The following is a 25,313-nucleotide window of genomic DNA, read 5'->3' as shown; positions in this document are numbered from 1 at the left end:
CTACTGATAATCCACCCGAACCAGACTAAGCCCCTTCGCCGGTGCTGTCATGCCGGCCGCACTCCGGTCCTTTGCTTCAAGGATCTCCCGCATCTGCTCCGGCTCCCGCTTTCCCTGGCCGCATTCCACCAGCGTTCCCGTCAGGATCCGCACCATGTTCTGAAGAAAGCCGTTTCCGGTAAACCGAAGCACAGCCTCCTGCCGCTCCGGTATTTCCTCCACCTCGATCCGGTCGATCCGGCGTACCGTCGGCTTCTTCATCTTTTTATTCCCGCAGAAGCTTTTAAAATCATGCTCCCCGAGAACGTACGCTGCCGCCGTCCGCATCCGCTCCAAATCCGGTTTTTCTTCCGGCTGCCAGACATATTTCCGATCCATGACCGGCTTTGCATTTCCGATATAAAGGCGGTATTCGTAGGTCTTCGCGATGGCATTATAACGGCTGTGAAACCGTTCCGATGCCGTCTTTAAGGACAACACCGCAATGTCCTCCGGCAGATACCCGTTGATGGCGTCCATGAGCTCCTGCTCCGAGAGCTCCGTCTCCATCCGGAAGTTAGCCGTCTGTGCCAGAGCATGGACCCCCGCATCTGTCCGCCCGGATCCCTGGACCGTGACCTCCTTCCCCGCCATTCTGGACAGAAGCGTCTCCAGCTTGCCCTGAATGGTATCCTCTGTTGTTTTCTGTTTCTGCCAGCCGTTGTAGCGTGTCCCGTCATAGGACACCACGATCCTGTAATTCATACGCCGCCTGTCACTCCTTTTTGCGTCCGATCTGCACATTCCGCCATGTCCCCGTCCTGCCCTGTGCCGCCGACTGTTTTGCGGATCATATCCGGATATTCTTTTAAGTATAACATGTTTTCCTGATTTTTCAATGCAGAAGCTGTCTTATTATTACCTCTGTTCTCCGTTTCGCCCGTATTTTTTTCGTCCGTTTTTCCGGCCTGCAAATTGCTCTATTTTTCTATTGACAGCCGCTCATCACATTTTTATAATGTGATGGAATCCTTCAGACCGTATCCTTTTTTACGGATCTGTCTGATCCCGAGCCGAACATTTCAGTGCTATTTTTATCCTCAGGAGGCTTCTATGACGACCGATCTCACCAAAGGAAAGCCCTGGCGGGTGATCCTGCTTTATACGCTTCCCATCATCGCCGGAAATATGTTTCAGCAGCTTTACAGCATGGTCGATACGCTGATCGTAGGCCGCACCATGGGCTCCGATGCCCTGGCCGCTGTCGGCTCCACGACCACGATTGTTTATTTCGTTCTCTGTTTTATCCAGGGTCTGACCACCGGTTTTTCTGTGATCACCGGACAGCGCTTCGGTTCCGGTGATCCGGACGGAATCCGCCAGTCAGCCGGAATTTCCACGGTACTCTGTGTCTTATTCAGTGTCATTCTTACTGCCGTAACGGTTCTGCTCTGCGATCCGATTCTGCGCCTCATGAATACACCGTCCGATATTTTTCAGTATTCTCATGAATATCTGATCGTCATCTTTATCGGAACAGGCGCCACTGTCTTTTATAACATGATCTCCAACCTGCTCCGCTCTCTCGGTGACAGCCGGACACCCTTGCTCTTTCTGATCGTGTCCTCGGTTCTCAATGTCTTTCTGGATATTCTTTTCATTGTACCGTTTCACATGGGCGTGGCCGGAGCTGCCTGGGCTACAATCCTCTCCCAGCTTCTGTCGGCAGTGTTGTGCCTTGTCTATGCACTGAAAAAGTTCCCGCTTCTCCGGCTTTCCCGCCGGGAGCTTACCTTTCATGGGCATCTTGCCGCTGTCCATCTGAAAATAGGCTTCCCCATGGGACTCCAGATGTCGGTAATGTGCATCGGCCAGCTCGCCATGCAGTTTGCGGTCAACGGGCTCGGTACCACAGCCATTGCCGGATTTACTGCAGGCTCCAAGCTGGATCAGTTTGCGGTTCAGATCAACAATGCCTACTGTACCAGCAGTGCCGGCTATGTGGCGCAGAACTTCGGAGCCGGAGACCGGGAACGGATCCGAAACGGCTCCAGCTGTGCACTTTTGCAGGCCATTATCATCAGTCTCTCCGTTGGTCTTCTGATGATTGCATACCGTTCCCTCCTGATCCCTCTGTTTCTGGATCATTTTGAACCGGAGATCTACACTTATGCATCCCGGCTTCTGTTTCTCACCATGCCTTTTTATCCGGTGCTCAGCGTTCTCTGTGTATACCGCTCCGCCCTCCAGAGCATGAACCATGCTGCTTACCCCTTCATCGCCTGTCTGATCGAACTGGTTCTGCGGCTCATTTCCTCTCTGGGATTAAGCCGGATCTGGGGCTTTACAATGATCTGCCTTTCCTCTCCCTTTGCCTGGATCGGCGCCGCCATCTTTTTAGCCGCGGGATACTTCCATGTGATGCGTGCCAAAAATTAAAGGATTCCTGTCGCAAAGATCTCGATTCCAATGAGGATTAAAATGATTCCGCCAAGGATCGCTGCCTTATTGGAAAGCTTTGTCCCGAATTTTTTTCCGATCTCCAGTCCAGCCATACAGATTATAAAGGTCACTGCGGCCACGATCAGGGAACAGACAAGTGCCATCACAAAGCCATACTCCGCAATGGTAAAGCCAACCGAAAGGGCATCGATGGATGTTGCGATTCCCTGGATCATCAGCGCACCGAGTCCCAGGCGGAACTCCTCCTCCATATCGGTTTCATGCTTTAATCCCTCGATCAGCATCTTTCCTCCAATATACAACAGCAGGATCAGTGCGATCCAGGGAATACATTTTTCAAAAGCACGGAAATACTGAAGGATCGTGTGGACGCAGCCCCAGCCGATCATGGGCATGACCGCCTGAAACACTGCATATACACCGGCTACCCCGCACATTCTTCCGGTCTTCATGCCCGGCTCGTTAAGGCCGTTGGCAAGAGACACCGAAAAGGCGTCCATGGCAAGCCCTGCCCCCAGCAGCACGCTGTTGAAAAAAAACAATAAATTCCACTCCATCTTTCGTTTCTCCCTTTCTGATATTCGCTGTTCCCGCCTCGGAAGGACAGCTTTTCTGTTTCATCGGACGCGCTTTCCTCTGAAACAAAAAATCCATGGATAACGTTTCCGCTATACATGGATTTCTATGCAAAAATGATAGACCTCATGTATAGGTTCCTCTATACATGAGTCTCGCAATTTAAAACAAGCCAGACCGTTTGGCCAGTATGTTGACTTGCTACGTTTTACGCTTGCTACTCCCTCATGGACATATAATGAAAATAGTCTATCATTAAGGCAGGGCGTTGTCAAATAGTTTTGTGAGAAGCCTGCGCGGAAATTCTCCTCCCCCTCGGCTCATCCAGGCCAGCCGGACGACACATACATCAATCTTTCACAGCCTGCTTTCTCCTATCTCGATTTCATAGGTTTCTTCCGGTGTGTCGCGGTTATATCGGCTTACGGTATAAAACGGTGCATGGTATGTGACTGCGGTATCGCTGTATTCGGTCCATAAGGAGAACCGGGGCGGCTGACGGATATACCACACGCTGGCAAAATCCATTCCGATCATGCCGATGAGCAACGCGATAAAGATTCCCACGGAAACCAGAAGACGATGCCGTTCCAGAAGCAGAAAAACGGCCACAAAGGTCATAACTGCACCAAGAAGTGCAAATTTCACTGCCCAGCCGCTTTCGCTGGGAAATACCACAAAGGCCATCACCATGAAAAGACAGCCGAATCCGGCAAAGACCAGATTGATCCGTTTTTTCAGCCTTCCCACCTGCTTCTGTTTTTCCCCGTCTGCATACTCTGCTGCTCTCCGCAATGTGTCCTTCACTTCTTCCGCCTTCTTCTCCTCTGCCTGCTTCCGTTCGCCGTCAATAAGCTCCCGAATATCAATTTCATAAAAGTCTGCCAGTTCCACCAATACCGACAGATCCGGCAGTGTCACGCCGGTCTCCCATCTGGAAACCGACCGGTCCGACACCCCGAACTGCTCCGCCAGTTGAGCCTGCGTCAGCCCTTTTCCCTTCCGAAGTTCTTTCAGAAGCTGTCCGATCTTCTGCTGTTCCATCATTCTGCTCCTTTCCCGTTCGGCTCGTTTAAACACAGTCCTTATCATTTCTGCCTTTTCCTGCCTGAATGTTCTTTTACCCTAGCAAAATCTTCCGAAAAACGCCACGACACAGAATGAGAATCCGAGTTTTCCTTCCAATTATCTTTACTTATCCCCTCCGATGCAGCTGTATCTTTTAAACAATAAAAAATATGCCGCCCGGCTCCACTGCCCCTTCTTCACAGAGGCGACTTCCAGGTTGGAGCCGGGTGTGAAGAAGGGACAACGCCGGACGGCACGATTATTTCAGATCAGCATTTCCCATTTCCCGTATCGCTTGCCGTTTTCTCTGCGTATATAATTTTTCTCCCGCAGAGATTTCATAATCCGTTTTACAGTTGCAATCGACTTTCCCGTTGCATTTACAAGTTCCTGCTGCTTTACGGTCGGATTCTTGGCTATCAATTTCAGAATTGCCAATTCCTCCAGAGAACAATCCAAAGTATCAAATTGATACTTTGAAGCTTTAGCTTTGATACTTTGGGGCACATATTCATCTGCATAATCCACGTGTATATACCGATTCTTCAACTCATAATCCGCCCCCAAAAGAAGATTCGCAAAGAACATCTCTAAAAACTTTGTAGTAGAATGAATATCTTTTTGCAGATTCGTATAGTTTGCTCTTACCAGAGCATTGCGGAAATACCAGGAGTTTTTCTCAAACGCATCATTGTTTACCCGAAACCCAAAGGTTTTCATATATTTGATCATGAAAACAGCCGTAGCACGGGTATTTCCCTCGCCAAAGGGGTGAATCTGCCAGATATCCGAAACAAATTTTGCCAGATGCTTCACAGCCGCATCAACAGACAAGCCCTCATAGGAGAACTGTTTTTCGGTGGTAAAGTCATAATCCAGAATATCCTTGATGTTGCTGTAATCAGCATAGATCACGGTGTCTCCCCCCAAGACCCACTCTTTTTTTGTAATATTGTACTGCCTGATCTTACCGGCATGACTGAACACGCCCTCAAATAATCTGCGGTGAATCGAAATCCATTCGATTGGCGAGAATTGGAATGCTTTTTCCCCTAGCAGCTTTGCGATTCTTGCTGAGACAATGTCTGCCTCTTTCGTTTCGTTTTCAAATTCAGTCCGGGCAATGCGTTGCTCGTAATAGCTGTGAATACGCTTCTGCGCTTCATCAATGGTGATTTTTCCCTCGATATGATCCTTTGCAGTGTCCAGCAAATACGCCGACGTATTCAGCCCGTCAACCGCCTGCAGACCTATGGCCGTCTGCCACGCTCCGCTTTTTTCGGCTCTGTCCGGTTCACCCTGCCTGATATATTCCTCCAGTTCAAACTGCCAATTCTTATCCGGCATATCTGCACCTCATTCCTTACTTCAAATCCTCAGCCTTAAAGGTTGTATACCCCTCGTAATAGTAGCTGTGATCAATCCCCTTCATAAAAATCTCTCGGCTGTTAATCTCATCGGTCAGCGCCGCCCTCAGCAGCACCTTGATTTCCACATCCTTGATGGGACTGCGCTCCATCGCAAGGAGATAATCCTCTTTATCTACTTTACTCCAGTCAACGACATAGCCAATTTCGGTTTTCAGTATATGATCGAGCCAGATACGGGTGCTGCGTCCGTTGCCCTCACGAAATGGGTGAGCAATATTCATCTCCACATACTTTTCGACGATCTCATCAAAATTGGACTGCGGCATCTTGTCAATGTTTGACAGTGCCGCTTCCAGATACATTAACGGCGCAAAACGGAAATTTCCCTTCGCCAGATTCACCGTGCGCAGTTTGCCGGCAAAATCATAAATATCTTCAAAAAGATGTCTGTGAATCTCCTGCAAGGTTGAGAACCTGCCTGCCGGAAGAGAATCAAGTACACCATTTTCAAACAGCTCCACCGCCCTTTTCTTGCTGATACGCTCCTCTTCACGGGCAAGCTCTGCAGAGCTTGTCAGGCCTAATTTATTTTCCAATGCCATCATGTACTTCTCATCTGCTTATCCTTCTTTTTAAGCCAGATGATTCTCCTTTCTCCCAGACCTGGCCGGGCAATTTGAATCCGCCATTATAAGCATTTATAATCATTATTTACTGTGAATTCCTGCCTATACATATTTCTCCACTCGCTTATTTAAAGCTCTGTACAATTGAGATCACGCTATCGACAGACCTTGCATTTCTTAAACCCTGCTTTAATTATAACGATTTTTTTGTGCTGCGTCCAACACATTCTGTTATAAATGATGACAACGCTTTTCCGACACACGAACTATGCCGCCCTGCTCCGGCCATCTCCGATGAGAACGGCAGTTTTCCGACACACAAAATATGCCGCCCTGCTCCGGCCATCTCCTATGAGGACGGCAGTTTTCGAAACATACAAGGAAAGCCAGGAATCTGCCTCTCTCATTCAGCGACTTCCAATTGGAGCGTGATGAGAGAGGCTGTTCCTGGCTTATCTGGCGGTATCTGTCGAAAACTTACGCCTCATCAATGGCCTTTCCGATATCATGTCTCATATATTTATTCTCAAAGCTTACCCATTCGGTAGCTTTATATGCATTGGCTCTTGCGGTCTTTAAATCAGGGCCTTTGGCTGTCACGCCGAGGACACGGCCGCCGTTGGTCACAATGCCTTTTTCGGTGCGCTTTGTTCCGGCATGGAACACATAGTAGCCCTCGTCTTCATGGGCTTTCACCGTATCGAGACCGGAGATCACATAGCCTTTTTCATATTTTACCGGATATCCGTCGGACGCCAGAACGACACAGACTGCAGCGTTGTCCTCGAATTCCAGGGTGATGTCCGAAAGTGTTCCGTCGATGCAGGCTTCCATGACATCGATAATATCGTTTTTCATTCTGGGAATGACTACCTGTGCTTCCGGATCGCCGAAACGGGCATTGTATTCCAGAACGCGGGGACCTTTTTCTGTCAGCATGAGGCCGAAGAAGATGATTCCCTTAAAGGTACGGCCCTCCGCCTTCATGGCATCTACCGTTGCCTGGTATACATACTTCTGGCAGAACTCGTCTACCTCCTTCGTATAGAAGGGGCTGGGAGAAAACGTTCCCATGCCGCCGGTGTTGAGGCCGGTATCGCCGTCTCCTGCCCGTTTATGATCCTGGGCGGAGGTCATGATACGAACGGTATTTCCGTCTACGAAGGACAATACCGAAACCTCACGTCCGGTCAGGAATTCTTCAATGACCATCTGGTTTCCTGCAGTACCGAACTTTTTATCCAGCATGATCTCCTTCACGCCGTCCTTTGCTTCCTCCAGAGTATTGCAGATCAGAACACCTTTACCGAGTGCAAGACCGTCAGCCTTTAATACGATAGGGAACTGTGCGTTTTCCAAATAAGCCAGTGCCTTTTCCGGATCTTCAAAATTTTCATAAGCTGCCGTAGGAATCTGGTACTTTTTCATGAGATCCTTGGAAAATGCCTTGGAACCCTCCAGGATCGCCGCGGCCTTGCTGGGGCCGAATACACGCAGTCCCTCCGCTTCAAAGGCATCCACAATACCGGCTACCAGCGGATCATCCATGCCGATAACTGTCAGACCTATGTTTTTTTCCTTTGCAAACGCAGTCAATGCCGGAAAATCCAGAACGCCGATGGGCACACATTCGGCATATTCCTCAATTCCTGCGTTTCCGGGAGCGCAGTAGATTTTCTCCACGCGGCTGCTCTTGGAGATCTTCCATGCCAGCGCATGCTCTCTTCCGCCGCTTCCTACTATCAATACGTTCATGGCTTCCTCCTATTTCCGGCGGATTACCCGTCCGTCTTTCACTTCGATCTTATCATTTGCAATCAGGTTAATGGCTTCTGGAAGGATCTCCCATTCAGCCTGCTCCATAACGCGCAGCTGAAGGCTTTTCGGTGTATCATCATCCTCCACAGCAACCGCCTTCTGGAGAATAATGGGGCCTGTATCCGTTCCCTCATCCACAAAATGCGCCGTTGCCCCGGTTACCTTAACCCCTCTTGCCAGTACATGCTCATGGACTGTCAGCCCGTAATTCCCTGTTCCGCAGAAGGACGGGATCAGAGACGGGTGGATATTGATGATCCGATTCGCATAACGCTCCACCAGCTTCGGCGGGATCACCACCAGGAAACCGGCCAGCACGATCAGATCCAGATGATAACTGTCAACGGTATCCAGAAACGCCTCATTAAAGGCCTCCCGGCTCTCATAATTCTTCGGAGAAATACAGATCGCCGGAATTTTATGGGCTTTTGCCCGCTCCAGAGCGTACGCTCCGGCGTTGTTGCTGATGACCACACAAAGCTCGGTATTTGTAATCGTTCCATTCTCCACCTTGTCGATGATCGCCTGGAGGTTTGTTCCGCCTCCGGACACACAGACGCCAACTCTTAACATAAGGTTACTCCCTTGTCACCGGCTTCGATCCTTCCGATCACATACGGAGCCTCGCCTGCTGCCTTGATGGCCTCCATGGTCTTATCAACATCGGCCTCGGGAACTGCCAGCACCATGCCGATACCCATATTGAAGGTATTGTACATCATATGCTCTTCAATCTGTCCGTCCTTCGCCATCATGGAGAAAATCGGCGGAACAGGATAGCTCTTCTTTTCAATAACGGCTCTCGTTCCGTCGATCAGCATTCTGGGAACGTTCTCATAGAAACCGCCGCCTGTGATATGGCTGCATGCCTTTACGGTCACACCTGCTTCGCGGATGGATTTCAGAGCCTTCACATAAATCTTGGTGGGTACTAACAGTGTCTCTCCAAGAGTTGCACCAAGAGACTCACAGTATGTGTTTAAGCTGCTCTCAGACATGGAGAACACCTTACGCACCAGAGAATAGCCGTTGGAATGGATTCCTGAGGACGCCATGCCGATCAGTACATCACCGGCCTTTAAATCCTTTCCGGAGATCAGATCCTTCTGATCCACGATACCAACCGCGAATCCGGCCAGATCATATTCATCCACGGGATAGAATCCGGGCATTTCGGCTGTTTCACCGCCGATCAGAGCCGCACCGGACTGGCGGCAGCCCTCTGCCACGCCGCTTACGATGGTTGCGATCTTCTCCGGCTCGTTCTTTCCGCATGCGATATAATCCAGGAAAAATAACGGCTCGCCGCCTGCACAGGCCACATCGTTGACACACATGGCAACACAGTCGATTCCGATGGTATCATGCTTGTCCAGTGCGAACGCCAGCTTTAATTTAGTTCCGACACCATCGGTTCCGGAAAGCAGCGTCGGATGCTCCATATTCTTAAAGGAATCCAGGGAAAAGGCTCCGGAAAAGCCGCCGATTCCGCCCAGTACCTCGGGGCGCATGGTTCCCTGTACATGCTTCTTCATCAATTCCACAGCCTTATATCCGGCTTCAATGTCTACTCCAGCTTTCTTGTAATCCATACTAATCCTCCGTCCCTTATTTCTGTTTTAAATATTCCTGATATCCAAGCTTGTCCAGTTTCTCTGCTTTTGCAACTACCTGTTCCTTCAGATTCTCCGAGTATGCCTTTAACCGGCCAAGAAGCTCCGGATCTGACACTGCCAGGATCTTTGCCGCCAGGATTCCCGCGTTGGCTCCGCCGTTGATGGCAACGGTCGCCACAGGAATGCCGGAGGGCATCTGTACGATTGAATAAAGAGAATCCCGTCCTCCGAGTGATGTGGTATGCATCGGCACACCGATCACCGGCATAGGGAAAATAGCGGCGCACATTCCCGGCAGATGAGCTGCCATGCCGGCACCGGCAATAATTACCTTAAAGCCCTTGGCCTCCGCAGACTTCGCATATTCAAAAAACACATCCGGTTCTCTGTGAGCAGAGATGATCGTCATCTCATAATCCACACCAAGCTTATCCAGCACATCAGCTGCCTTGCTCATCACTACCAGATCGGAATCGCTTCCCATAATAATTCCTACTTTTGCCATTCGGTTTCTCCTCTTTCCTCTTTGGATAAACATCATATCTCTTAACCAGAACAATCCGATGCCCACTTGCAGCCGTAATTGTTCCTGTTACCCTGCTCATTTTAGCATAGATTGACAGACTAACACAACCCCGGCAGACAGGAAATTTTAGAATTCCAGTGCCCGGTTTAACTCCTCTGTCCCCGGAAGCACAAATCTTCCCTCCCGGATCAGTGAAATCCTCGTCCCATCCTTATGAATCACCGTGATATCTCCAAGCTCCGAATAGGGGATCGTAATGTCTGTATGGCAGTTAAAGTACGCCTCACCGGGCACCTCCTTCCGCCTGAGAGAACATTCGTTGTCTCTGGCGATGATCTCCTTTCCGTCCGGATTATAGACCTTTACCTCCTCGGCATGACTATAACAGGTATCACCGATTGCAAAGTGAGGTCCCATCTTCTCGATGATCAGGATCTTTAAGCGGTCCAGGATTCCAAACCGCTCTGCCATGGCATAAGCCGTTGTGTTGGTTCCGATGGCAAACTCTCCCAGGGGAAGTGCCTTATGATTATAAAGAAGATTCTCCTCGATCACAGACTTTCCTGCCTCACAGGAATACCCGGCAGTCATACCGTTTTTAAACTGAATTTCCAGATCCCGGTATTCTACATCGTTAATATAAATCTGGGAGACATGGAGCACGCCCTCCGTTCCCGCAAGCTTCGGGGAGGTAAATACCTCTCCCAGCGGAATATTCACATCGGCAAGACAGTTCTCAAAATTGGTCTCCTTTTCCGGATTCTTTAATTCATGGAGCGCCACATGCATGTGGGTACGGTTTCCGTTCCGCCCGGTGACCTCCACTGCCTCGCCCGAATCCAGTGCATCGATGAGCACCCCCTGGATCTTCTTATAGCTTTCATAATCCAGGGTATTGATCCGGATCGTTTCATGAAAGATTTCCGGAAACTCCGGTCCGATCTCCGGCACCGGCCAGGAGATGATCGTAAAGCTGCGCTCCTCGCCGCGGATATACTGGTTTACCAGTTCCGCCGCCTGTGCATTCATTTCAGTCAGGAGCTTCTTCTGCTTTTCATTTAACGTATACGCCTCCGGCTTTGTCTCATAAACAAAAGGTTTCTCGCCGAAGGTTTCCATGACTGCCGGCCCTGCATAGACAGACGCCGCACGCTCCAGCTCCTCATACGTTACCCGCATGACCGAAAGCTTCCGTTCACGGTAGGCTTTGTCTAAAAACAGTGCATTGTCAAACCGGTGGTCATATTCATACTGTCGGTTGGCATAACCGCCGAAATATCCGATTTTCAGGTGCTGGCGCCTGTTGGCTGCGCTTACCGCCGCACGGAACAGCACAGGCTTTAAGCCCATGGCAGCAAACTGCCGGATCGCCGCCCGGAGAATCCGCTCAAAACCGATCTCATAACGAAGCTCCACGATCTTCTTTTTTGACAGATCGATCCCTGCCAGTTCAAAGCCCCGGCGATAGCCTTCCGTATAAACAGAAGCCATCTGTTCAATTTCGGATTCGGAAAGGGTATTTAAATATTCTGCTGTTTTCCATTGATTATCGGAAATGTATTCACCGAACCGGTAAAGATAACGAAGATCAGAAAGATTGCTCTCCATGATGATCCGGACTGCAAAATCAAGGGAAGGATCCAGCTGTTCGCGGATCCGTCTTGCCACCGTCACATCACAGTAGTCGCTGATATAGTAATAAAGAGCCTCCTGCAGTTCCTGCAGGAATGTTTCGTTTGTAAACTCATTTATTTCTTTAGATTCAAAAATGTTATAAACTTCAATAAAAATTTCCAGACAGGGCACCCATTCCTCCATGCGGTCCTCATACACATAGGCAATTCCGCCCCGAAGCTCCGCTGCCAGAAAAGCCATCTTCCGGCCTGCCTCCGGCCCAAACAGCCTTGCCGTCACTGCCGGATTGGCTCCGCTTGTCTCATAGGCCTTTCCTGAAATCCCAGCATATAAACGCCTGTTCCGTTCCTGTAAAATCTCCAGGGACGGCAGCCCGGACTGTGCCTCCTGTAAAAGCGCACCTCTTACCTCATCCAGATACAGAAGCAGCTCTGCCTGCTCCTTAAAATATCCGGCCGCCTGCTCCCCGCAGGGAGGGTTCTGCCCGTCACACTCTTCCCGGATCTCACGGATCCGCTCCATGGAAAGTTCATAGCGTTCTTTTAAAATATCCACTGTTTAAGCTCCCTACATTTTACTGTATTTTCTCTGTACTATGGTAATCCAGATGATGCCGATCAGAATCCCTGCTCCCAGAAGCAGAAGCGACCAGGACTCTGCACCGTCCACCGTATACTGGAGGACCAGATCAGCAATCTCCACAGCTGCCATCAGAAAAATCGGAATACTGATCTCCTTGCAGTATGCCTGTTTTACCTCCGGTTTAATATCCCGCTCGGCATTTTTTCCGAGAAACTCGGTCTTTCCCATCCGCACCTGAACTCCCATGAAAATAAAGATCAGAGCCAGCAGACCACTCCACATGTTTGTTAAATTATCGATTCCCACGAATCCTGTCTCCTTTTTCTAAAGTACGATTCCTAAAACATAGACCGCCGTAAGCCCGGCCATTCCCACCGCATTACAGCCGATGGAAATCTTGGAAAGCAGAGGCATTTCCTCTTCCTTGGGGCGCTTTTTCTTATCCTGGATCGGCAGGATCAGCCCGAAGATCTGGAGAAAGAACGCCAGAAATCCAAGTCCGCCGATCACATTATCTCCGTGGCCGTAGCTGCGGAATGCGATGATCAATGCCGTAGCGATCATCAGAAGCGACGCAGCAAAGATCATCAGCGAAACCATGCCGGCCGCCGAGAAATTGATTTTAAACAGCTTTGTTTTCTTTTTGCTCAAACTATCCTCCTGCACCGTCCGGTACATTTACATTCTTTTCTGTCTGTGTCTCGCCATGACCGCCCGGAAGATCAGAAAGCACCAGTAGCCGGCCAGTCCGCCCAGAGTATTTAAGATCAGATCATCCACATCAAAGCTGCCCCGCCTCGTGAGAAGCTGGAGCGTCTCAATGGATAAACTGAACAGCAGGCTTAAGGCGGTTGTCCGATACCATTTCTGAAGGCTGTCCCGAAACATCGGAAGCAGAAAACCAAAGGGCATGAACACTGCCACGTTTCCGAAAAGATTCACACCTGCACTGATCGGGCCTAAAATTTCCCAATATCGAATACAGCGTTTCATTTCCCGGAACGGCACCAGGTTATACCTCAGGCACTCTGAAATTTCTGTCCGCCCCATGGCCTCGGAAAAGAACATCAAATGGATCACGCCGCCCAGATAACAGAAAAACAGCACCAGGCGGAGGACTTTGATCCGATTATTTTTCACGTTTCTGCACCCTCATTACCCTGAAGTTTTAAAATGTAAGCTCTGATTTCCGCTTTAACAACAGCGCGCCGCTTACGATACAGCCAATTCCTACGACCAGTCCGACCACCACGGAAACGATCCCCATGGCGATGGAAAAGCCGCCGGTCTTTGTCATTGTCTTATAAACCTTCTCATTCATGCTTTATTCCTCAGCTCCGTACTGCTCATAATATGCGTCAATTGCCTTCTTTAAGGTATCATCAATGATGATCTCTCCCTTATAAGGACGGTTGTAGAGATGCTCCACCACCTCAGCCATGGTAACAATGGCTGTCGTCTCCAGACCAAACTTTTCATGGATCTCTTTTAATGCCGACTTACTTCCCTGTCCGCGCTCCATGCGGTCTACCGATACCACCAGACCAAGCACATCCACATCACCCTGAGCCCTGATGATCGGAAGCGTCTCATTGATGGAGGTTCCTGCCGTGGTCACGTCCTCAATGATCACGACCTTGTCGCCGTCACCGATGGGGCTTCCAAGCAAAATCCCCTTATCTCCATGATCCTTGATTTCCTTCCGGTTGGAGCAGTAACGGATGTCGGCCCCGTACTGTTCACTGATGGCGATGGACGCTGCTACGCTCAGCGGAATCCCCTTATAAGCCGGTCCGAACAGCACATCAAACCCTGTTCCGAACTTATCGGCAATGGCCTTTGCATAATAGCCGCCCAGTCTGCGCAGTTGTTCACCGGTGCGGTAAAACCCGGTATTGATAAAAAACGGGGTCTTTCTTCCGCTCTTTGTGACAAAATCACCGAATTTCAGAACCTTACAGTCCACCATAAATTCAATAAATTCCTGCTTATACTGTTCCATATGATCAAATCCTCCTCTATTTTACTGCACCGATCAGTTCGTGAATGTCCTCCACGCCGTATTGTTCCATATACGCACGGATCCCCTCCACAACCTTCACCGTGGTACAGGGATCATGGAAGTTAGCAGTTCCCACCGATACTGCCGTTGCTCCCGCCAGAATAAACTCCAGGGCATCCTCAGCGTTCTGAATTCCACCCATGCCGATGATCGGGATCTTCACTGCCTGAGCCACCTGGTAAACCATGCGGACTGCCACCGGCTTTACCGCAGGGCCGGACATGCCGCCGGTCTTATTGGCAACGGCAAAGGTTCTCCGGTTGATATCGATCTTCATGCCCGTCAGTGTGTTGATAAGAGACACCACATCGGCGCCGCCTGCCTCCACGGCTCTTGCCATCTCGGCAATGTCGGTGACATTGGGGCTCAGCTTCATGATAACCGGCTGCTTTGCTTTTTCTTTTACAGCCCTTGTGATAGCCTCCGCTGCTTTTGGATTCTGGCCGAACGCGATCCCGCCTTCCTTAACATTGGGACAGGAAATATTGATCTCCAGAAGATCTACCGGCTCGTCTGCCAGCCGCTCCACCACTTCCACATAATCCTCGGTGGTCTTTCCGCAGACATTGACGATCACCCTTGTATCATAGTTTTTCAAAAACGGGAGATCCCGCTTTACAAACACATCGATTCCCGGATTCTGCAGACCGATGGCATTGATCATGCCGCCGTAGGTCTCTGCGATCCTGGGGGTGGGATTTCCGGGCCAGGGCACGTTGGCAACTCCTTTTGTTACCACCGCTCCCAGACGGCCAAGATCTACAAACTCACTGTATTCTTCTCCGGAGCCAAAGGTCCCGGAGGCTGTCATAACCGGATTTTTCAGTGTCACACCGGCCAGCTCTACCGAAAGATTCATCACAGCTCCACCTCCTCGGCACGAAATACCGGACCATCCTTGCAGATCCGCTTGTTATGGACATGGCTGTGTCCGTCCACCTCTTTTGACTGGCAGACACAGGCCAGACAGGCTCCGATCCCGCAGGCCATTTTTTCCTCCATGGAGATCCATGCCTGAATTCCATGCTCTGCCGCATAGGTTTTCAGTGCCCGCAGCATGGGCTTCGGTCCGCAGGCAAACAGGATATCTGCCTCCAGGCCATTTTCTTCGATGGCATTAAGGACATTTCCCTTTGTTCCAAAGCTTCCGTCCTCAGTGGCAATGAAAAGCTTCCCGTTTTTCTCAAATTCTTCCTTTAAAAACAGGTTCTGATCCCGGTAGCCCATAACCATGGTTACATCTGCTTTGCCGGAAAGCTGCTTTGCCGTTTCCAGCATGGGCGGCACACCGATCCCGCCGCCAATGAGGAAGATCCGTTTTCCTGCTGCCTCCTCCATCGGAAATCCATTTCCGAGAGGCCCTAAAATATCCACCGATTCTCCTGTCTCATAAGAAGAAAACTCTTCCGTTCCCTTTCCGGCCGTCCGGTAGACTACACGAACACGATCCGCTTCGATCTCACAAAGGCTGATGGGACGGGGCAGAAGCCTGGATCCATCCTTACTGTATATAGAAATAAACTGTCCCGGCTTTGCCTCCGCCGCCAGTCCGCACCGGAGCCACATACTGAAGATTCCCGGTGCAAGCTGCTCCTGGGAGATCACAGCCGCCGTTTCTTTTCGTTTTGCCATTGATTTCTCCTAACCTGCTTTTTTATGATAAACAATCTGCTTATTTTGCTGCCTGCAGCGCACCGTCGATGTCCGCGATCATGTCCACAACCGCCTGTCTGGACGCCTCCGCAAAATGCTCCGCACCAAACTTCGCATAGGGTTCCTTCTTATATGCTGCAATGATTCCGCGGGAGGAATTTACAATGGCGCCGAGACCGTCCTCATTGAAATACGGAACCAGGTCTGCTGCCTTTCCGCCCTGTGCGCCATAGCCGGGCACCAGAATAAAGGACTTGGGCATCACCTTTCTGAGCACCTTTCCCATCTCCGGATAGGTCGCGCCAACAACAGCTCCGATATAGCTGTAGGAATCGCCCATGCAGTCTTCGCCCCACTCTGCCACCTTCTCACCGACCCATTCATATAAGGGTCTGCCGTCGATCATACGGTCCTGGAACTCGCCGCTGGAGGGATTGGAGGTCTTTACCAGAATGAACAATCCCTTTTTCTCTTCCCTGCATACATCCACAAAGGGCTTGATTCCATCGGTTCCCAGATAAGGATTTACAGTTGCAAAATCTTCATTAAAGGCAGACAGCATCCTGCTTCCCACCTGAACCTTTCCCAGATGACCCACTGCGTAAGCCGCAGATGTAGAACCGATATCTCCACGCTTTACATCGCCGATCACCACCAGATCCTTTTCATGACAGTAATCCACCGTCTTTTTGTATGCTGCCATACCGGCCACGCCAAACTGTTCATACATGGCGACCTGAGGCTTCACCGCCGGGATCAGATCATAAACTGCGTCCACGATCTCCTTGTTGAACTGCCAGATGGCATCTGCCGCACCCTCCAGGGTTTCGCCGTGCTCCGCCAGAGATTTCTTCACGATGTGCTCCGGTACATAAGACAGCATGGGATCCAGTCCCACCACGATCGGCGCGTTTAATTTTTTGATTTTTTCACACAGCTTATTGATCACTCTCGTTTCCTCCTTCGTATACAACCGTTCCGTCAACAATGGTCATAACGACCTTTCCTTTTACCTGCTTCCCATCAAAGGGTGTATTTTTTCCCTTGGATACAAACGCTTCCTTCCGGATCACATAAGATGCCTCCGGATCGATAAGGGTCAGATCTGCACATTTTCCTTCCGCCAGGCTTCCTTTATCCACACCAAGGATTTTTGCCGGTGTATAACTCATGCGTTCCGCCATCTCCATAGGGGATAAGATTCCTTTATCCACCAGTTCTGTGATGGTCAGCGATACACTGGTTTCCAGTCCGACGATTCCGAAGGGCGATTTTTCAAACCCTCTGCCCTTTTCTTCCTCGCCGTGAGGCGCATGGTCGGTGGAGATCACATCGATAATCCCCTTTTTCAGCCCGTCAATGAGGGCATCCACATCGACTCTGGAGCGTAAGGGGGGATTCATCTTATAGTTTCCGTCATCAGACGGGATATCGGCATCTGTCAGGGTGAAATGGTGAGGGCATACCTCTGCCGTCACCGGAAGTCCGGCTTCCTTTGCCAGACGCACCATCTCCACACTGTCCTTTGTCGAACAGTGGCACAGATGGAGCTTTGCGCCGGTCTCCTTGGCGATCAGAATATCTCGGGCCGCGATCACATCCTCAACGCCGTTGGTGATTCCCGGAAGTCCCATTTCCTCCGACTTCTTTCCGGCATTCATGACGCCTCCGCATACCATTGTTTTATCTTCACAGTGAGCCATGACCACGATATTCTCTTGTGCTGCGATCTTCATGGCTTCCCGGTAAAGTCCGGCGTTCATTACGGATTTTCCGTCCTCGCTGATGGCAAGCATGCCCTCGCGCTTCATTCCGGCAATATCGGTCAGTTCCTCACCCTTCTGTCCTTTTGTCACTGCTCCGATAAAGGAAACATGGACCGGACATTCCGTTTTCGCCCGCTCATTCTGACTCCGGATCATCTCCGGGGAATCGGTGGACGGCACCGTGTTTGGCATGGCGCAGATCGTGGTCACTCCGCCTCTTGCAGCCGCCATGGCGCCTGTATGAAGAGTCTCCTTATATTCCAGTCCGGGGTCTCTCAGGTGCACATGGAGATCGATCAGTCCCGGCATGACCCAGAGACCCTCTGCCTCGATCACCCGGTCTGCCTCCGTCGTGATATGCTCCGCCACGGTCCTGATCACGCCGTCCTCCGTAAGAATATCATAAATTCCGTTCCGTCCCGTATCCGGATCCAGAACATGTCCCTGTCTGATCAGCAGCTTCATCGGCTCCGCCTCTCTTTCTCCGAACTCCGGCCTCTGCACCGGGTTCTCACATTCGCTTGACTTTTCTCAGTTTCTGATATCTGGTTCTAGCTGATAACGCTTTTTGTCTGTTCTCTGTGATTCACGCATCCTCCCACAGAAGTCCGCGTACTTATTCTAGCATAAGGCGGTGGCTTCGTCCAGTGGTTGTGCCCGGAAAGCGTCTGAATGAGCGCATCGGAAGGCTGGATATCACACCAGTCAGACGCCGGAGTTCGAGATGTCCACCCGCTTCAAAAGCAGGAATCCCAGTACGGTCACACCCATCAGTACCGGATAAAAGGTATAAGGTATGATCGCCAGGGGAGACAGGCCGGTCTGGCCGGAGGCAAGAAGGATCTGGGCCCCGTAGGGGATCAGTCCCTGTGTCACGGATGCAAAAATGTCCAGCAGAGAGGCCGTCCGTCTTGGCGAGATCCCGTAGTCCGTACTGATCTCTTTTGCAATAGGACCGGCAATGACGATGGCAACGGTGTTATTGGCAGTTGCCATGTCGATCAAAACTGCCAGAAACGCGATTCCAAGCTCCGCTCCCCTTTTTCCGCGGATCCGCTTATGGATTACATTCAGGATACAGGTGATTCCTCCGTTCTTCCGCACCAGCGATACAATACAGGCCACCAGGATCGAGATCACGGTGATATCATACATGGAGGTGACTCCGTTTCCCATAACCTTGAAGATCTCCAGCGGTGCCAGAACACCGGTGGCTACACCGACAATCGCCGACAGAACCGTGCCGCCGATCAGCACCAGAAAGACATTGAGTCCTGCCAGGGCGCCCACTAAAACCACCAGATACGGCAGTACCTGAAGCAGACTGTAGCTTCCGGATTCTGCTAAAGAAAAGCTGGTATTTCGGCTGATGACCACATAGATTACCAGTGAAATAACCGCCGCCGGAAGTACCATCAGGAAATTTTCTTTGAATTTATCCCGCATTTCGCACCCCTGGGTACGGACTGCCGCAATGGTCGTGTCGGATATCATAGAAAGATTATCACCGAACATAGCGCCGCTTACCACCGCGCCGATACAGATTGCCATAGAAAATCCGGTCTTTTCGCTGATCCCGATGGCAATGGGCGCCAGCGCCCCGATGGTTCCCATACTGGTTCCCATGGAAACCGACATGAAGCAGCCAATCAGCATAAGCCCTGCCACGGCAATTCCGGGCGGAAGAATGGATAATCCCAGAGCCACGGTACTGTCCGCGCCGCCTGCTGCCGTCACTGTTCCGGAAAAGGCACCGGCCGCGAGAAAGATCAGGCACATGGTCACAATATTTTCATCTCCGACCCCCGCCGCTATGATCTTCAGTTTTTCTTCAAAGGACAGGCTTCGGTTCTGGAGAAACGCCACAATCAGGGCGATCAGAAATGCCACCACCGCCGGCATTCCGTAAAAATCCCCGCTTATGATCCCCATTCCCAGGAACAACACAAGAAATACACCAATGGGCAGAAGCCCCCACACATTTCCCCGTTCTCTTTCTTTGTTCTGTACTCTTTTCTCTTCCATAATACCCTCCCATTTCTTTTGTATCATAAATCTCCTGATAGCGCAAAACCGCCGCAGGTATTCCCTGCAGCGGTTTTCTTTCGTACTGCACTTGCACTTTAATTTAGTCTTCTCCGTCCTCTTCATCGGAAATCGCCGCCGATACAGAGCTGATAGTGCTGACCACAGCGATCACTGCACTGATGATCACGATGAAAACAATCAGCCCGATCAGAAAATATACGATAAACTGGTTATCGCTGCTGCCTGTTTCCGCTTCGGTGGTCTTTACGGCATCGGTCTTCGCCTCTTCCACAACAGCCGTTTTCGCTTCCGTCTGTCTCGGCGCATGGAGGATTCCTCCGCCAATGACACAGGCTGCCAGGATCAGTAACGTTCCCAGAAGCCGCCGGATGACCTTCTTTTTTGCCTGTTCCTTATTCATGTTATCATCTCCCGCCTGATTTAAAACCTGTTACCAGCATACCATATTTTCTCGAAAAATGGAACCTCTCATTTTCGCTTTCTGATCGATTCCGAAGCTGGCACAGCATTTCCGGGTCAGGCATTTTATTTATTGAAGAAGCCCTTCTTTTTATGTTTTTCTTCATGGGAAGATTCACCGTTCGTCTCTCCCATGGCCTCCTGGAATTTCTGGAGAGCTTCCTTCTGCTCTTTACTGAGTTTTTCCGGTACCTTGACTACCAGAGTTACATAATGGTCGCCTCTGGTATTCTTGCTCCGCAGGAACGGAACGCCCTTTCCCTTCAGCCGGATCCTGGTATCGGTCTGCGTTCCAGGCGCTACATTGTAGGCCACTTCTCCATCCACAGTCTTAATTCGGATCTCGCCGCCAAGGGCTGCCGTTGCAAAGGAGATAGGAACCGTAGAATAAATATTGGTATCCTGACGACGGAAGGTGGGATGCTGAGAAACAACAACCTCAACCAGCAGATCGCCCCGTTCTCCTCCATTTACACCAAGCTCTCCTTTTCCGCGGAGTCTTACGCTCTGGCCGTCATCAATTCCGGCAGGAATGGAAACAGCGATCCGCTTTCTCGAGCTGGTATATCCCGTTCCGCGGCAGGCAGAACATTTCTCCTTGATGATCTTTCCGGTTCCGCCGCAGTCCGGACAGTTCTGGACATTCCGCACCATGCCGAACATGGACTGCTGGGTGTAGACCACCTGGCCCTTGCCGTTGCACTTCGGACAGGTCTCCGGCTGAGTTCCGGGCTTTGCACCGGTTCCGTGGCACTGAGCACACTCATCCTTTGTGGTGATCTCCAGCTCCTTTTCACAGCCGAACAGCGCTTCCTCAAAGGTAATACGAATACTGGTCCGCAGATTGGCTCCCCGCATGGGGCCGTTGTTTGCCCGGCTTCTGCTTCTTCCTCCGCCGAACAGATCTCCGAAGATATCTCCGAAAATATCTCCCATATCCGCACCGCTGAAATCAAAACCGCCGAAGCCGCCGGCTCCTCCTGCTCCGCCGTCAAAGGCTGCATGACCAAACTGATCATACTGACGCCGTTTTTCCGGATCGCTTAAAACCGCATACGCCTCACTCGCTTCCTTGAACTTTGCTTCTGCCTCCGGATTTCCCTGGTTGGTATCCGGGTGATATTTCTTTGCCAGCACACGATATGCCTTTTTTAATGCTGCCTCGTCAGCATCCTTCGGGACACCGAGCACCTCGTAATAATCTCTTTTATTATCAGCCACTTGTTCCACCTCTCCAAAATCTCCCCGGACACACCAAAAGATTCAAGGCGCCCCCTTTCGGGGGCTGCCCTGAATCCCTGGAAAAACGGAAGAGTTTTTATACCTCTTTGTAATCTGCGTCTACAACGTCATCGTCTGCTGCCTGGCCTGCTCCTGCACCGGCTTCAGGACCTGCGCCCTGTGCGCCCTGTGCTCCCTGTGCACTCTGAGCCTGCTCATACATCTTGGCGAAAAGCGCCTGAGCACTGTTCATCAGTTTCTCTTTGCCGGACTTCAGTTCATCAAGCTGTGCGTCAGAGATCTCACCGTTTGCCGTTGCATCCACAACAGCCTTCAGAGACTTGATATCCTCTTCCACTGCGCTCTTCTGAGCAGGATCGATCTTGTCTCCTGCTTCCTCCAGTGCCTTCTCGGTCTGGAATACCATGGAGTCTGCTTCGTTTCTTGCATCAATGCCCTCTTTACGCTTCTTGTCCTGAGCCTCGAACTCAGCTGCTTCCTTTACCGCCTTGTCGATATCAGCCTCGGACATGTTGGAGCCTGCGGTAATGGTGATGTGCTGCTCCTTGCCGGTACCAAGATCCTTCGCAGATACATTTACGATACCGTTTGCATCAATATCAAAGGTTACCTCGATCTGAGGAACGCCTCTTCTTGCAGGCGGGATTCCGTCAAGACGGAACTGGCCTAAGCTCTTGTTGTCCTTTGCGAACTGTCTCTCACCCTGAAGCACGTTGATGTCTACGGCTGTCTGATTGTCGGCAGCTGTGGAGAATACCTGGCTGTGCTTTGTAGGGATCGTTGTGTTTCTCGCGATCAGCTTCGTTGCAATGCCGCCCATGGTCTCGATCGACAGGGACAGGGGAGTTACATCCAGAAGAAGGATGTCGCCTGCACCGGCGTCGCCGGCAAGCTTGCCGCCCTGAATGGAAGCACCGATAGCTACGCACTCATCGGGATTCAGATTCTTGGAAGGCTCCTTGCCTGTAAGCATCTTTACCTTTTCCTGAACCGCAGGAATACGGGTGGAACCGCCGACCAGAAGAACCTTTCCAAGATCGGAAGCATTCAGGCCTGCATCACGCAGAGCGTTCTGAACAGGGATTGCAGTTCTCTCAACCAGATCGTGAGTCAGTTCATCGAACTTTGCTCTTGTTAAGTTCATATCAAAATGCTTCGGTCCTTCACTGGTTGCAGTGATGAACGGAAGGTTGATGTTTGTGGTGGTTGCGGAAGAAAGCTCTTTCTTTGCCTTCTCGGCAGCTTCCTTTAATCTCTGAAGTGCCATCTTATCCTTGGACAGATCCACGCCCTCGGCCTTCTTGAACTCGGAGATCATGTAATCAACGAGAACCTGATCGAAATCATCGCCGCCTAAGTGGGTATCGCCGTTGGTGGACAGAACCTCAATGACACCGTCACCGATCTCGATGATGGAAACATCGAAGGTACCGCCGCCCAGGTCGTAAACCAGGATCTTCTGTTCTTTCTCATTATCAAGGCCGTAAGCCAGAGCTGCTGCGGTAGGCTCGTTGATGATACGCTTTACATCAAGGCCTGCGATCTTTCCGGCGTCCTTTGTTGCCTGACGCTGTGCATCATTGAAGTAAGCAGGAACCGTAATAACTGCTTCCGTTACTTTCTCACCAAGATAGCTCTCTGCATCTGCCTTTAACTTCTGCAGGATCATGGCGGAGATCTCCTGAGGAGAATATTTCTTTCCGTCAATGTCTACCTTATAATCCGTTCCCATATGTCTCTTGATGGAGGCAATGGTGCGTTCGGAGTTGGTTACAGCCTGACGCTTTGCCGGCTCGCCGACCAGTCTCTCACCGGTCTTTGTGAATGCTACGACGGACGGAGTTGTACGAACGCCCTCTGTATTTGCGATAACAACCGGCTTTCCGCCTTCCATAACTGCCACGCATGAATTTGTTGTACCTAAGTCAATACCAATGATCTTTCCCATAATAATTTCCTCCTGTATTTAAAAGTCTTTGTTTTTTAATTTGCCACCTTTACCATGCTGTGGCGAACCACGCTTTCCCGGTAAAGATATCCTTTCTGGAATTCCTCCACGACGATGTTCTCGCCAACGTTCTCATCCTCCACATGCATTACTGCATTATGGAAATTGGGATCAAATTCCTGCCCCACGGCTTCAATGGGCTTCACATCCATTTCGTCCAGGGTCTTAAGAAGCTGTTTGTATATCTTATCCATTCCCTCTGCAAAGGGAGTCTGGGCTTCTTCCTCACTCAAGGTTCCGAGTCCCCGTTCAAAATTATCAATGACGGGGAGGATCTTTTCGATGACGCTCTTTGCACCGATCTCATACATGGCATTCTTTTCCTTTTCTGTCCGTTTCCGGAAATTCTCAAACTCTGCCATGGACCGTACCAGCTTGTCGCTCAGTTCCTCGATCTGGAGATCCTTTTTATCTTTTTTGTCTTTCTTTTTGAAAAAGCTCTTCTTTTCGGCCTCCGCATTCTTTTCTTCCTGTCCTGCGTTCTCCGTTTCGGTTTCTCCGGCTTCTGCTCCTGCTTCCACGTTTTCCGCTTCTGCCGCAGTTTCCTCCGCTGTCTGTTCCTGTTCCTTTTCCAGTTCCTTTTCTGTATCTGCCACGACTGTTCCGCCTTTCTATTCTTCTTTTTTTAACATGGTGTCCAGCTGTCCCATCACCGTCTGAAGCGTGCTTACAACCTTTTCATAGTCCATACGCTTCGGTCCGACGATCCCGATGGTTCCCTGCAGGCCCTCGCCCAGATCATATGTGGCAGTGACCACACTGCAGTCCTTCATGCTCTGAACCGGTGTCTCGTCTCCGATGTACACCTGAATACCCTGCTTTCCGTCCTCATTGAGCTTGTCGGTCAAGAGATTGGTTAACTGTTTCTTTTCCTCAAACACCTGAATGATATCCTTTGCTCTTCCGCTGTCGGAAAGCTCCGGATATTTAAAAATATTGGTAGCACCGCTGGTATAGATCTGAAGATCTTCCTCATCGGCGCGGATTGCATCTGCCACAGCGTCCAGAACCTTTCCGATGATCTCGGTATGAGTTCCTGCCTGCTGTTTGATCTTCGCGATGACTCCCAGATTGATCTCTTCAATGGTCAGGCCGTTTAAATTGGTGTTGAGCATCAGGTTCAGGGAGAGAACATCTTCTTCGCTTAACGATTCCTCCACATCGAACATGGTGTTCTTAATGATATTTCCTTCCACCACCACCACCGCCAGCAGCCGGTGTTCCTCAACTCTGGAAAGCTGAATGAACTTTACCTTGTTGCGGTTATAACGCGGCGCGGAGATCATCGACGTATAGTTGGTATTGGCGGCCAGCACCTTTGCCATCTGCTGGAGTACCCGTTCCATCCGATCCAGACGTTCTACAAAAAAGTCCTGGGTCTGGGGAACAGCCCGTTCCGCCTGATCCGGTTCGTCTTCCGATTCCCGGAGCATATGATCCACATAAAGACGATAGCCCTTATCGGTAGGGATCCGTCCTGCCGAGGTATGCGGCTGAACGATCAGTCCCATTTCCTCCAGGTCGGCCATCTCGTTTCGGATCGTTGCAGAAGAAAGCTGCAGGTCGGAGAATTTGGAAATGGTACGTGAACCGACCGGTTCTCCGGTCTCCTGATAGTTCCGAATGATCGCATGTAAAATTTTTTTCTTCCGTTCATCCAGTTCCATTTCTCACGCCTCCTTCGCTTTCTCTGTTAGCACTCAACTTATTAGAGTGCTAACATCCATGTCTATAAGATAGCACTGGACGTCTTCTTTGTCAACAACTTTTTTCATTTCTCCATTTTTTTCATATTTTCTTCACATTTTTTCTTTT

26 protein-coding genes are annotated in these 25,313 nt (G+C 50.5%); 1 reads left to right on the top strand and 25 read right to left on the bottom strand.

The genetic code is table 11. The features are described 5' to 3' along the window. A complete protein-coding gene (truA, locus tag ACTQ3K_RS05080; RefSeq protein ID WP_441566161.1) occupies positions 1–744 on the bottom strand; it encodes a tRNA pseudouridine(38-40) synthase TruA in 744 nt (247 codons plus the stop codon). 348 nt (positions 745–1,092) lie between these two features. On the opposite strand from truA, the gene ACTQ3K_RS05075 reads away from it, so the two are divergent. Continuing rightward, complete coding sequence (locus tag ACTQ3K_RS05075) at positions 1,093–2,418, top strand: MATE family efflux transporter (RefSeq protein WP_441566160.1); 1,326 nt, start codon at positions 1,093–1,095, stop codon at positions 2,416–2,418. Here ACTQ3K_RS05075 and ACTQ3K_RS05070 read toward each other — a convergent pair. From ACTQ3K_RS05070 to hrcA, 24 genes are all read right to left on the bottom strand, one after another. Further along, positions 2,415–2,999, bottom strand: a complete 585-nt coding sequence (locus ACTQ3K_RS05070) for a manganese efflux pump MntP (RefSeq protein WP_441566159.1) — start codon at positions 2,997–2,999, stop codon at positions 2,415–2,417. The genes ACTQ3K_RS05075 and ACTQ3K_RS05070 overlap by 4 nt on opposite strands. A gap of 376 nt (positions 3,000–3,375) precedes the next feature. After that, positions 3,376–4,065, bottom strand: coding sequence for a helix-turn-helix domain-containing protein (locus ACTQ3K_RS05065; protein WP_441566158.1), 690 nt, complete (start codon positions 4,063–4,065; stop codon positions 3,376–3,378). Positions 4,066–4,350: 285 nt separating this feature from the next. Next, a complete protein-coding gene (locus ACTQ3K_RS05060) occupies positions 4,351–5,433 on the bottom strand; it encodes a Fic family protein (protein ID WP_441566157.1) in 1,083 nt (360 codons plus the stop codon). Between the two features lie 16 nt (positions 5,434–5,449). Then, positions 5,450–6,058: a protein adenylyltransferase Fic gene (gene fic / locus ACTQ3K_RS05055; RefSeq protein ID WP_441566274.1), complete on the bottom strand. Its 609-nt coding sequence runs from the start codon at positions 6,056–6,058 to the stop codon at positions 5,450–5,452. A gap of 501 nt (positions 6,059–6,559) precedes the next feature. Next, entirely contained in the window at positions 6,560–7,837 is a 1,278-nt protein-coding gene (gene purD / locus ACTQ3K_RS05050; RefSeq protein ID WP_441566156.1) for a phosphoribosylamine--glycine ligase, read from the bottom strand. Positions 7,838–7,846: 9 nt separating this feature from the next. Continuing rightward, complete coding sequence (purN, locus tag ACTQ3K_RS05045; RefSeq protein WP_441566155.1) at positions 7,847–8,473, bottom strand: phosphoribosylglycinamide formyltransferase; 627 nt, start codon at positions 8,471–8,473, stop codon at positions 7,847–7,849. Continuing rightward, positions 8,467–9,492 carry a phosphoribosylformylglycinamidine cyclo-ligase gene (purM, locus tag ACTQ3K_RS05040; RefSeq protein WP_441566154.1) on the bottom strand — a complete coding sequence of 342 codons (1,026 nt, stop codon included), beginning with the start codon at positions 9,490–9,492 and terminating at the stop codon, positions 8,467–8,469. The genes purN and purM overlap by 7 nt, the downstream gene beginning before the upstream one ends. A gap of 16 nt (positions 9,493–9,508) precedes the next feature. Continuing rightward, positions 9,509–10,021, bottom strand: coding sequence for a 5-(carboxyamino)imidazole ribonucleotide mutase (gene purE, locus ACTQ3K_RS05035; protein WP_441566153.1), 513 nt, complete (start codon positions 10,019–10,021; stop codon positions 9,509–9,511). 147 nt (positions 10,022–10,168) lie between these two features. Further along, positions 10,169–12,232: an aminopeptidase gene (locus ACTQ3K_RS05030; protein WP_441566152.1), complete on the bottom strand. Its 2,064-nt coding sequence runs from the start codon at positions 12,230–12,232 to the stop codon at positions 10,169–10,171. A 12-nt stretch (positions 12,233–12,244) separates the two neighbouring features. Further along, a complete protein-coding gene (locus tag ACTQ3K_RS05025; RefSeq protein WP_441566151.1) occupies positions 12,245–12,565 on the bottom strand; it encodes a hypothetical protein in 321 nt (106 codons plus the stop codon). 18 nt (positions 12,566–12,583) lie between these two features. Next, on the bottom strand, positions 12,584–12,910 hold the full coding sequence (locus tag ACTQ3K_RS05020; protein ID WP_441566150.1) for a DUF6142 family protein: 327 nt from the start codon (positions 12,908–12,910) through the stop codon (positions 12,584–12,586). A 27-nt stretch (positions 12,911–12,937) separates the two neighbouring features. After that, a complete protein-coding gene (locus tag ACTQ3K_RS05015; RefSeq protein ID WP_441566149.1) occupies positions 12,938–13,399 on the bottom strand; it encodes a VanZ family protein in 462 nt (153 codons plus the stop codon). Positions 13,400–13,427: 28 nt separating this feature from the next. Then, positions 13,428–13,580 (bottom strand): hypothetical protein, encoded by a 153-nt coding sequence (locus ACTQ3K_RS05010; RefSeq protein ID WP_441566148.1) that lies wholly within the window; start codon positions 13,578–13,580, stop codon positions 13,428–13,430. A gap of 3 nt (positions 13,581–13,583) precedes the next feature. After that, positions 13,584–14,261 carry an orotate phosphoribosyltransferase gene (pyrE, locus tag ACTQ3K_RS05005; protein WP_441566147.1) on the bottom strand — a complete coding sequence of 226 codons (678 nt, stop codon included), beginning with the start codon at positions 14,259–14,261 and terminating at the stop codon, positions 13,584–13,586. A 16-nt stretch (positions 14,262–14,277) separates the two neighbouring features. Further along, on the bottom strand, positions 14,278–15,180 hold the full coding sequence (locus tag ACTQ3K_RS05000) for a dihydroorotate dehydrogenase (protein ID WP_441566146.1): 903 nt from the start codon (positions 15,178–15,180) through the stop codon (positions 14,278–14,280). Then, positions 15,180–15,953, bottom strand: a complete 774-nt coding sequence (locus ACTQ3K_RS04995; RefSeq protein ID WP_441566145.1) for a dihydroorotate dehydrogenase electron transfer subunit — start codon at positions 15,951–15,953, stop codon at positions 15,180–15,182. Before ACTQ3K_RS04995 ends, ACTQ3K_RS05000 begins: the two co-directional genes overlap by 1 nt. 40 nt (positions 15,954–15,993) lie before the next feature. After that, positions 15,994–16,923 (bottom strand): orotidine-5'-phosphate decarboxylase, encoded by a 930-nt coding sequence (gene pyrF / locus ACTQ3K_RS04990; RefSeq protein WP_441566144.1) that lies wholly within the window; start codon positions 16,921–16,923, stop codon positions 15,994–15,996. Continuing rightward, positions 16,913–18,205 carry a dihydroorotase gene (locus ACTQ3K_RS04985; RefSeq protein WP_441566143.1) on the bottom strand — a complete coding sequence of 431 codons (1,293 nt, stop codon included), beginning with the start codon at positions 18,203–18,205 and terminating at the stop codon, positions 16,913–16,915. Before ACTQ3K_RS04985 ends, pyrF begins: the two co-directional genes overlap by 11 nt. Before the next feature lie 240 nt (positions 18,206–18,445). Further along, a complete protein-coding gene (locus ACTQ3K_RS04980; protein WP_441566142.1) occupies positions 18,446–19,765 on the bottom strand; it encodes a Na+/H+ antiporter NhaC family protein in 1,320 nt (439 codons plus the stop codon). Between the two features lie 103 nt (positions 19,766–19,868). Beyond that, positions 19,869–20,189 carry a hypothetical protein gene (locus ACTQ3K_RS04975; protein ID WP_441566141.1) on the bottom strand — a complete coding sequence of 107 codons (321 nt, stop codon included), beginning with the start codon at positions 20,187–20,189 and terminating at the stop codon, positions 19,869–19,871. Positions 20,190–20,314: 125 nt separating this feature from the next. Then, positions 20,315–21,469, bottom strand: coding sequence for a molecular chaperone DnaJ (gene dnaJ / locus ACTQ3K_RS04970; RefSeq protein ID WP_441566140.1), 1,155 nt, complete (start codon positions 21,467–21,469; stop codon positions 20,315–20,317). A gap of 97 nt (positions 21,470–21,566) precedes the next feature. Further along, positions 21,567–23,438 carry a molecular chaperone DnaK gene (gene dnaK, locus ACTQ3K_RS04965; RefSeq protein ID WP_441566139.1) on the bottom strand — a complete coding sequence of 624 codons (1,872 nt, stop codon included), beginning with the start codon at positions 23,436–23,438 and terminating at the stop codon, positions 21,567–21,569. A 35-nt stretch (positions 23,439–23,473) separates the two neighbouring features. Continuing rightward, on the bottom strand, positions 23,474–24,094 hold the full coding sequence (gene grpE, locus ACTQ3K_RS04960; protein ID WP_441566138.1) for a nucleotide exchange factor GrpE: 621 nt from the start codon (positions 24,092–24,094) through the stop codon (positions 23,474–23,476). Positions 24,095–24,109: 15 nt separating this feature from the next. Further along, entirely contained in the window at positions 24,110–25,165 is a 1,056-nt protein-coding gene (gene hrcA, locus ACTQ3K_RS04955; RefSeq protein WP_441566137.1) for a heat-inducible transcriptional repressor HrcA, read from the bottom strand. Positions 25,166–25,313 lie beyond the last annotated feature (148 nt).

The sequence above is a fragment of the Candidatus Paralachnospira sp. LCP21S3_A2 genome, from assembly GCF_052118925.1.
GTDB lineage: Bacteria > Bacillota > Clostridia > Lachnospirales > Lachnospiraceae > Lientehia.
Note: the sequence above shows the minus strand (reverse complement) of the source record. Positions and strands in the feature narration are given on the sequence as shown.

Bases quoted from the DNA above. Each gene is read 5' to 3' on its own strand.
- truA (WP_441566161.1), bottom strand. From the start codon at position 744: ATGAATTACAGGATCGTGGTGTCCTATGACGGGACACGCTACAACGGC.
- ACTQ3K_RS05075 (WP_441566160.1), top strand. From the start codon at position 1,093: ATGACGACCGATCTCACCAAAGGAAAGCCCTGGCGGGTGATCCTGCTT.
- ACTQ3K_RS05070 (WP_441566159.1), bottom strand. From the start codon at position 2,999: ATGGAGTGGAATTTATTGTTTTTTTTCAACAGCGTGCTGCTGGGGGCA.
- ACTQ3K_RS05065 (WP_441566158.1), bottom strand. From the start codon at position 4,065: ATGATGGAACAGCAGAAGATCGGACAGCTTCTGAAAGAACTTCGGAAG.
- ACTQ3K_RS05060 (WP_441566157.1), bottom strand. From the start codon at position 5,433: ATGCCGGATAAGAATTGGCAGTTTGAACTGGAGGAATATATCAGGCAG.
- fic (WP_441566274.1), bottom strand. From the start codon at position 6,058: ATGGCATTGGAAAATAAATTAGGCCTGACAAGCTCTGCAGAGCTTGCC.
- purD (WP_441566156.1), bottom strand. From the start codon at position 7,837: ATGAACGTATTGATAGTAGGAAGCGGCGGAAGAGAGCATGCGCTGGCA.
- purN (WP_441566155.1), bottom strand. From the start codon at position 8,473: ATGTTAAGAGTTGGCGTCTGTGTGTCCGGAGGCGGAACAAACCTCCAG.
- purM (WP_441566154.1), bottom strand. From the start codon at position 9,492: ATGGATTACAAGAAAGCTGGAGTAGACATTGAAGCCGGATATAAGGCT.
- purE (WP_441566153.1), bottom strand. From the start codon at position 10,021: ATGGCAAAAGTAGGAATTATTATGGGAAGCGATTCCGATCTGGTAGTG.
- ACTQ3K_RS05010 (WP_441566148.1), bottom strand. From the start codon at position 13,580: ATGAATGAGAAGGTTTATAAGACAATGACAAAGACCGGCGGCTTTTCC.
- pyrE (WP_441566147.1), bottom strand. From the start codon at position 14,261: ATGGAACAGTATAAGCAGGAATTTATTGAATTTATGGTGGACTGTAAG.
- ACTQ3K_RS05000 (WP_441566146.1), bottom strand. From the start codon at position 15,180: ATGAATCTTTCGGTAGAGCTGGCCGGTGTGACACTGAAAAATCCGGTT.
- ACTQ3K_RS04995 (WP_441566145.1), bottom strand. From the start codon at position 15,953: ATGGCAAAACGAAAAGAAACGGCGGCTGTGATCTCCCAGGAGCAGCTT.
- ACTQ3K_RS04985 (WP_441566143.1), bottom strand. From the start codon at position 18,205: ATGAAGCTGCTGATCAGACAGGGACATGTTCTGGATCCGGATACGGGA.
- ACTQ3K_RS04980 (WP_441566142.1), bottom strand. From the start codon at position 19,765: ATGGAAGAGAAAAGAGTACAGAACAAAGAAAGAGAACGGGGAAATGTG.
- ACTQ3K_RS04975 (WP_441566141.1), bottom strand. From the start codon at position 20,189: ATGAATAAGGAACAGGCAAAAAAGAAGGTCATCCGGCGGCTTCTGGGA.
- dnaK (WP_441566139.1), bottom strand. From the start codon at position 23,438: ATGGGAAAGATCATTGGTATTGACTTAGGTACAACAAATTCATGCGTG.
- hrcA (WP_441566137.1), bottom strand. From the start codon at position 25,165: ATGGAACTGGATGAACGGAAGAAAAAAATTTTACATGCGATCATTCGG.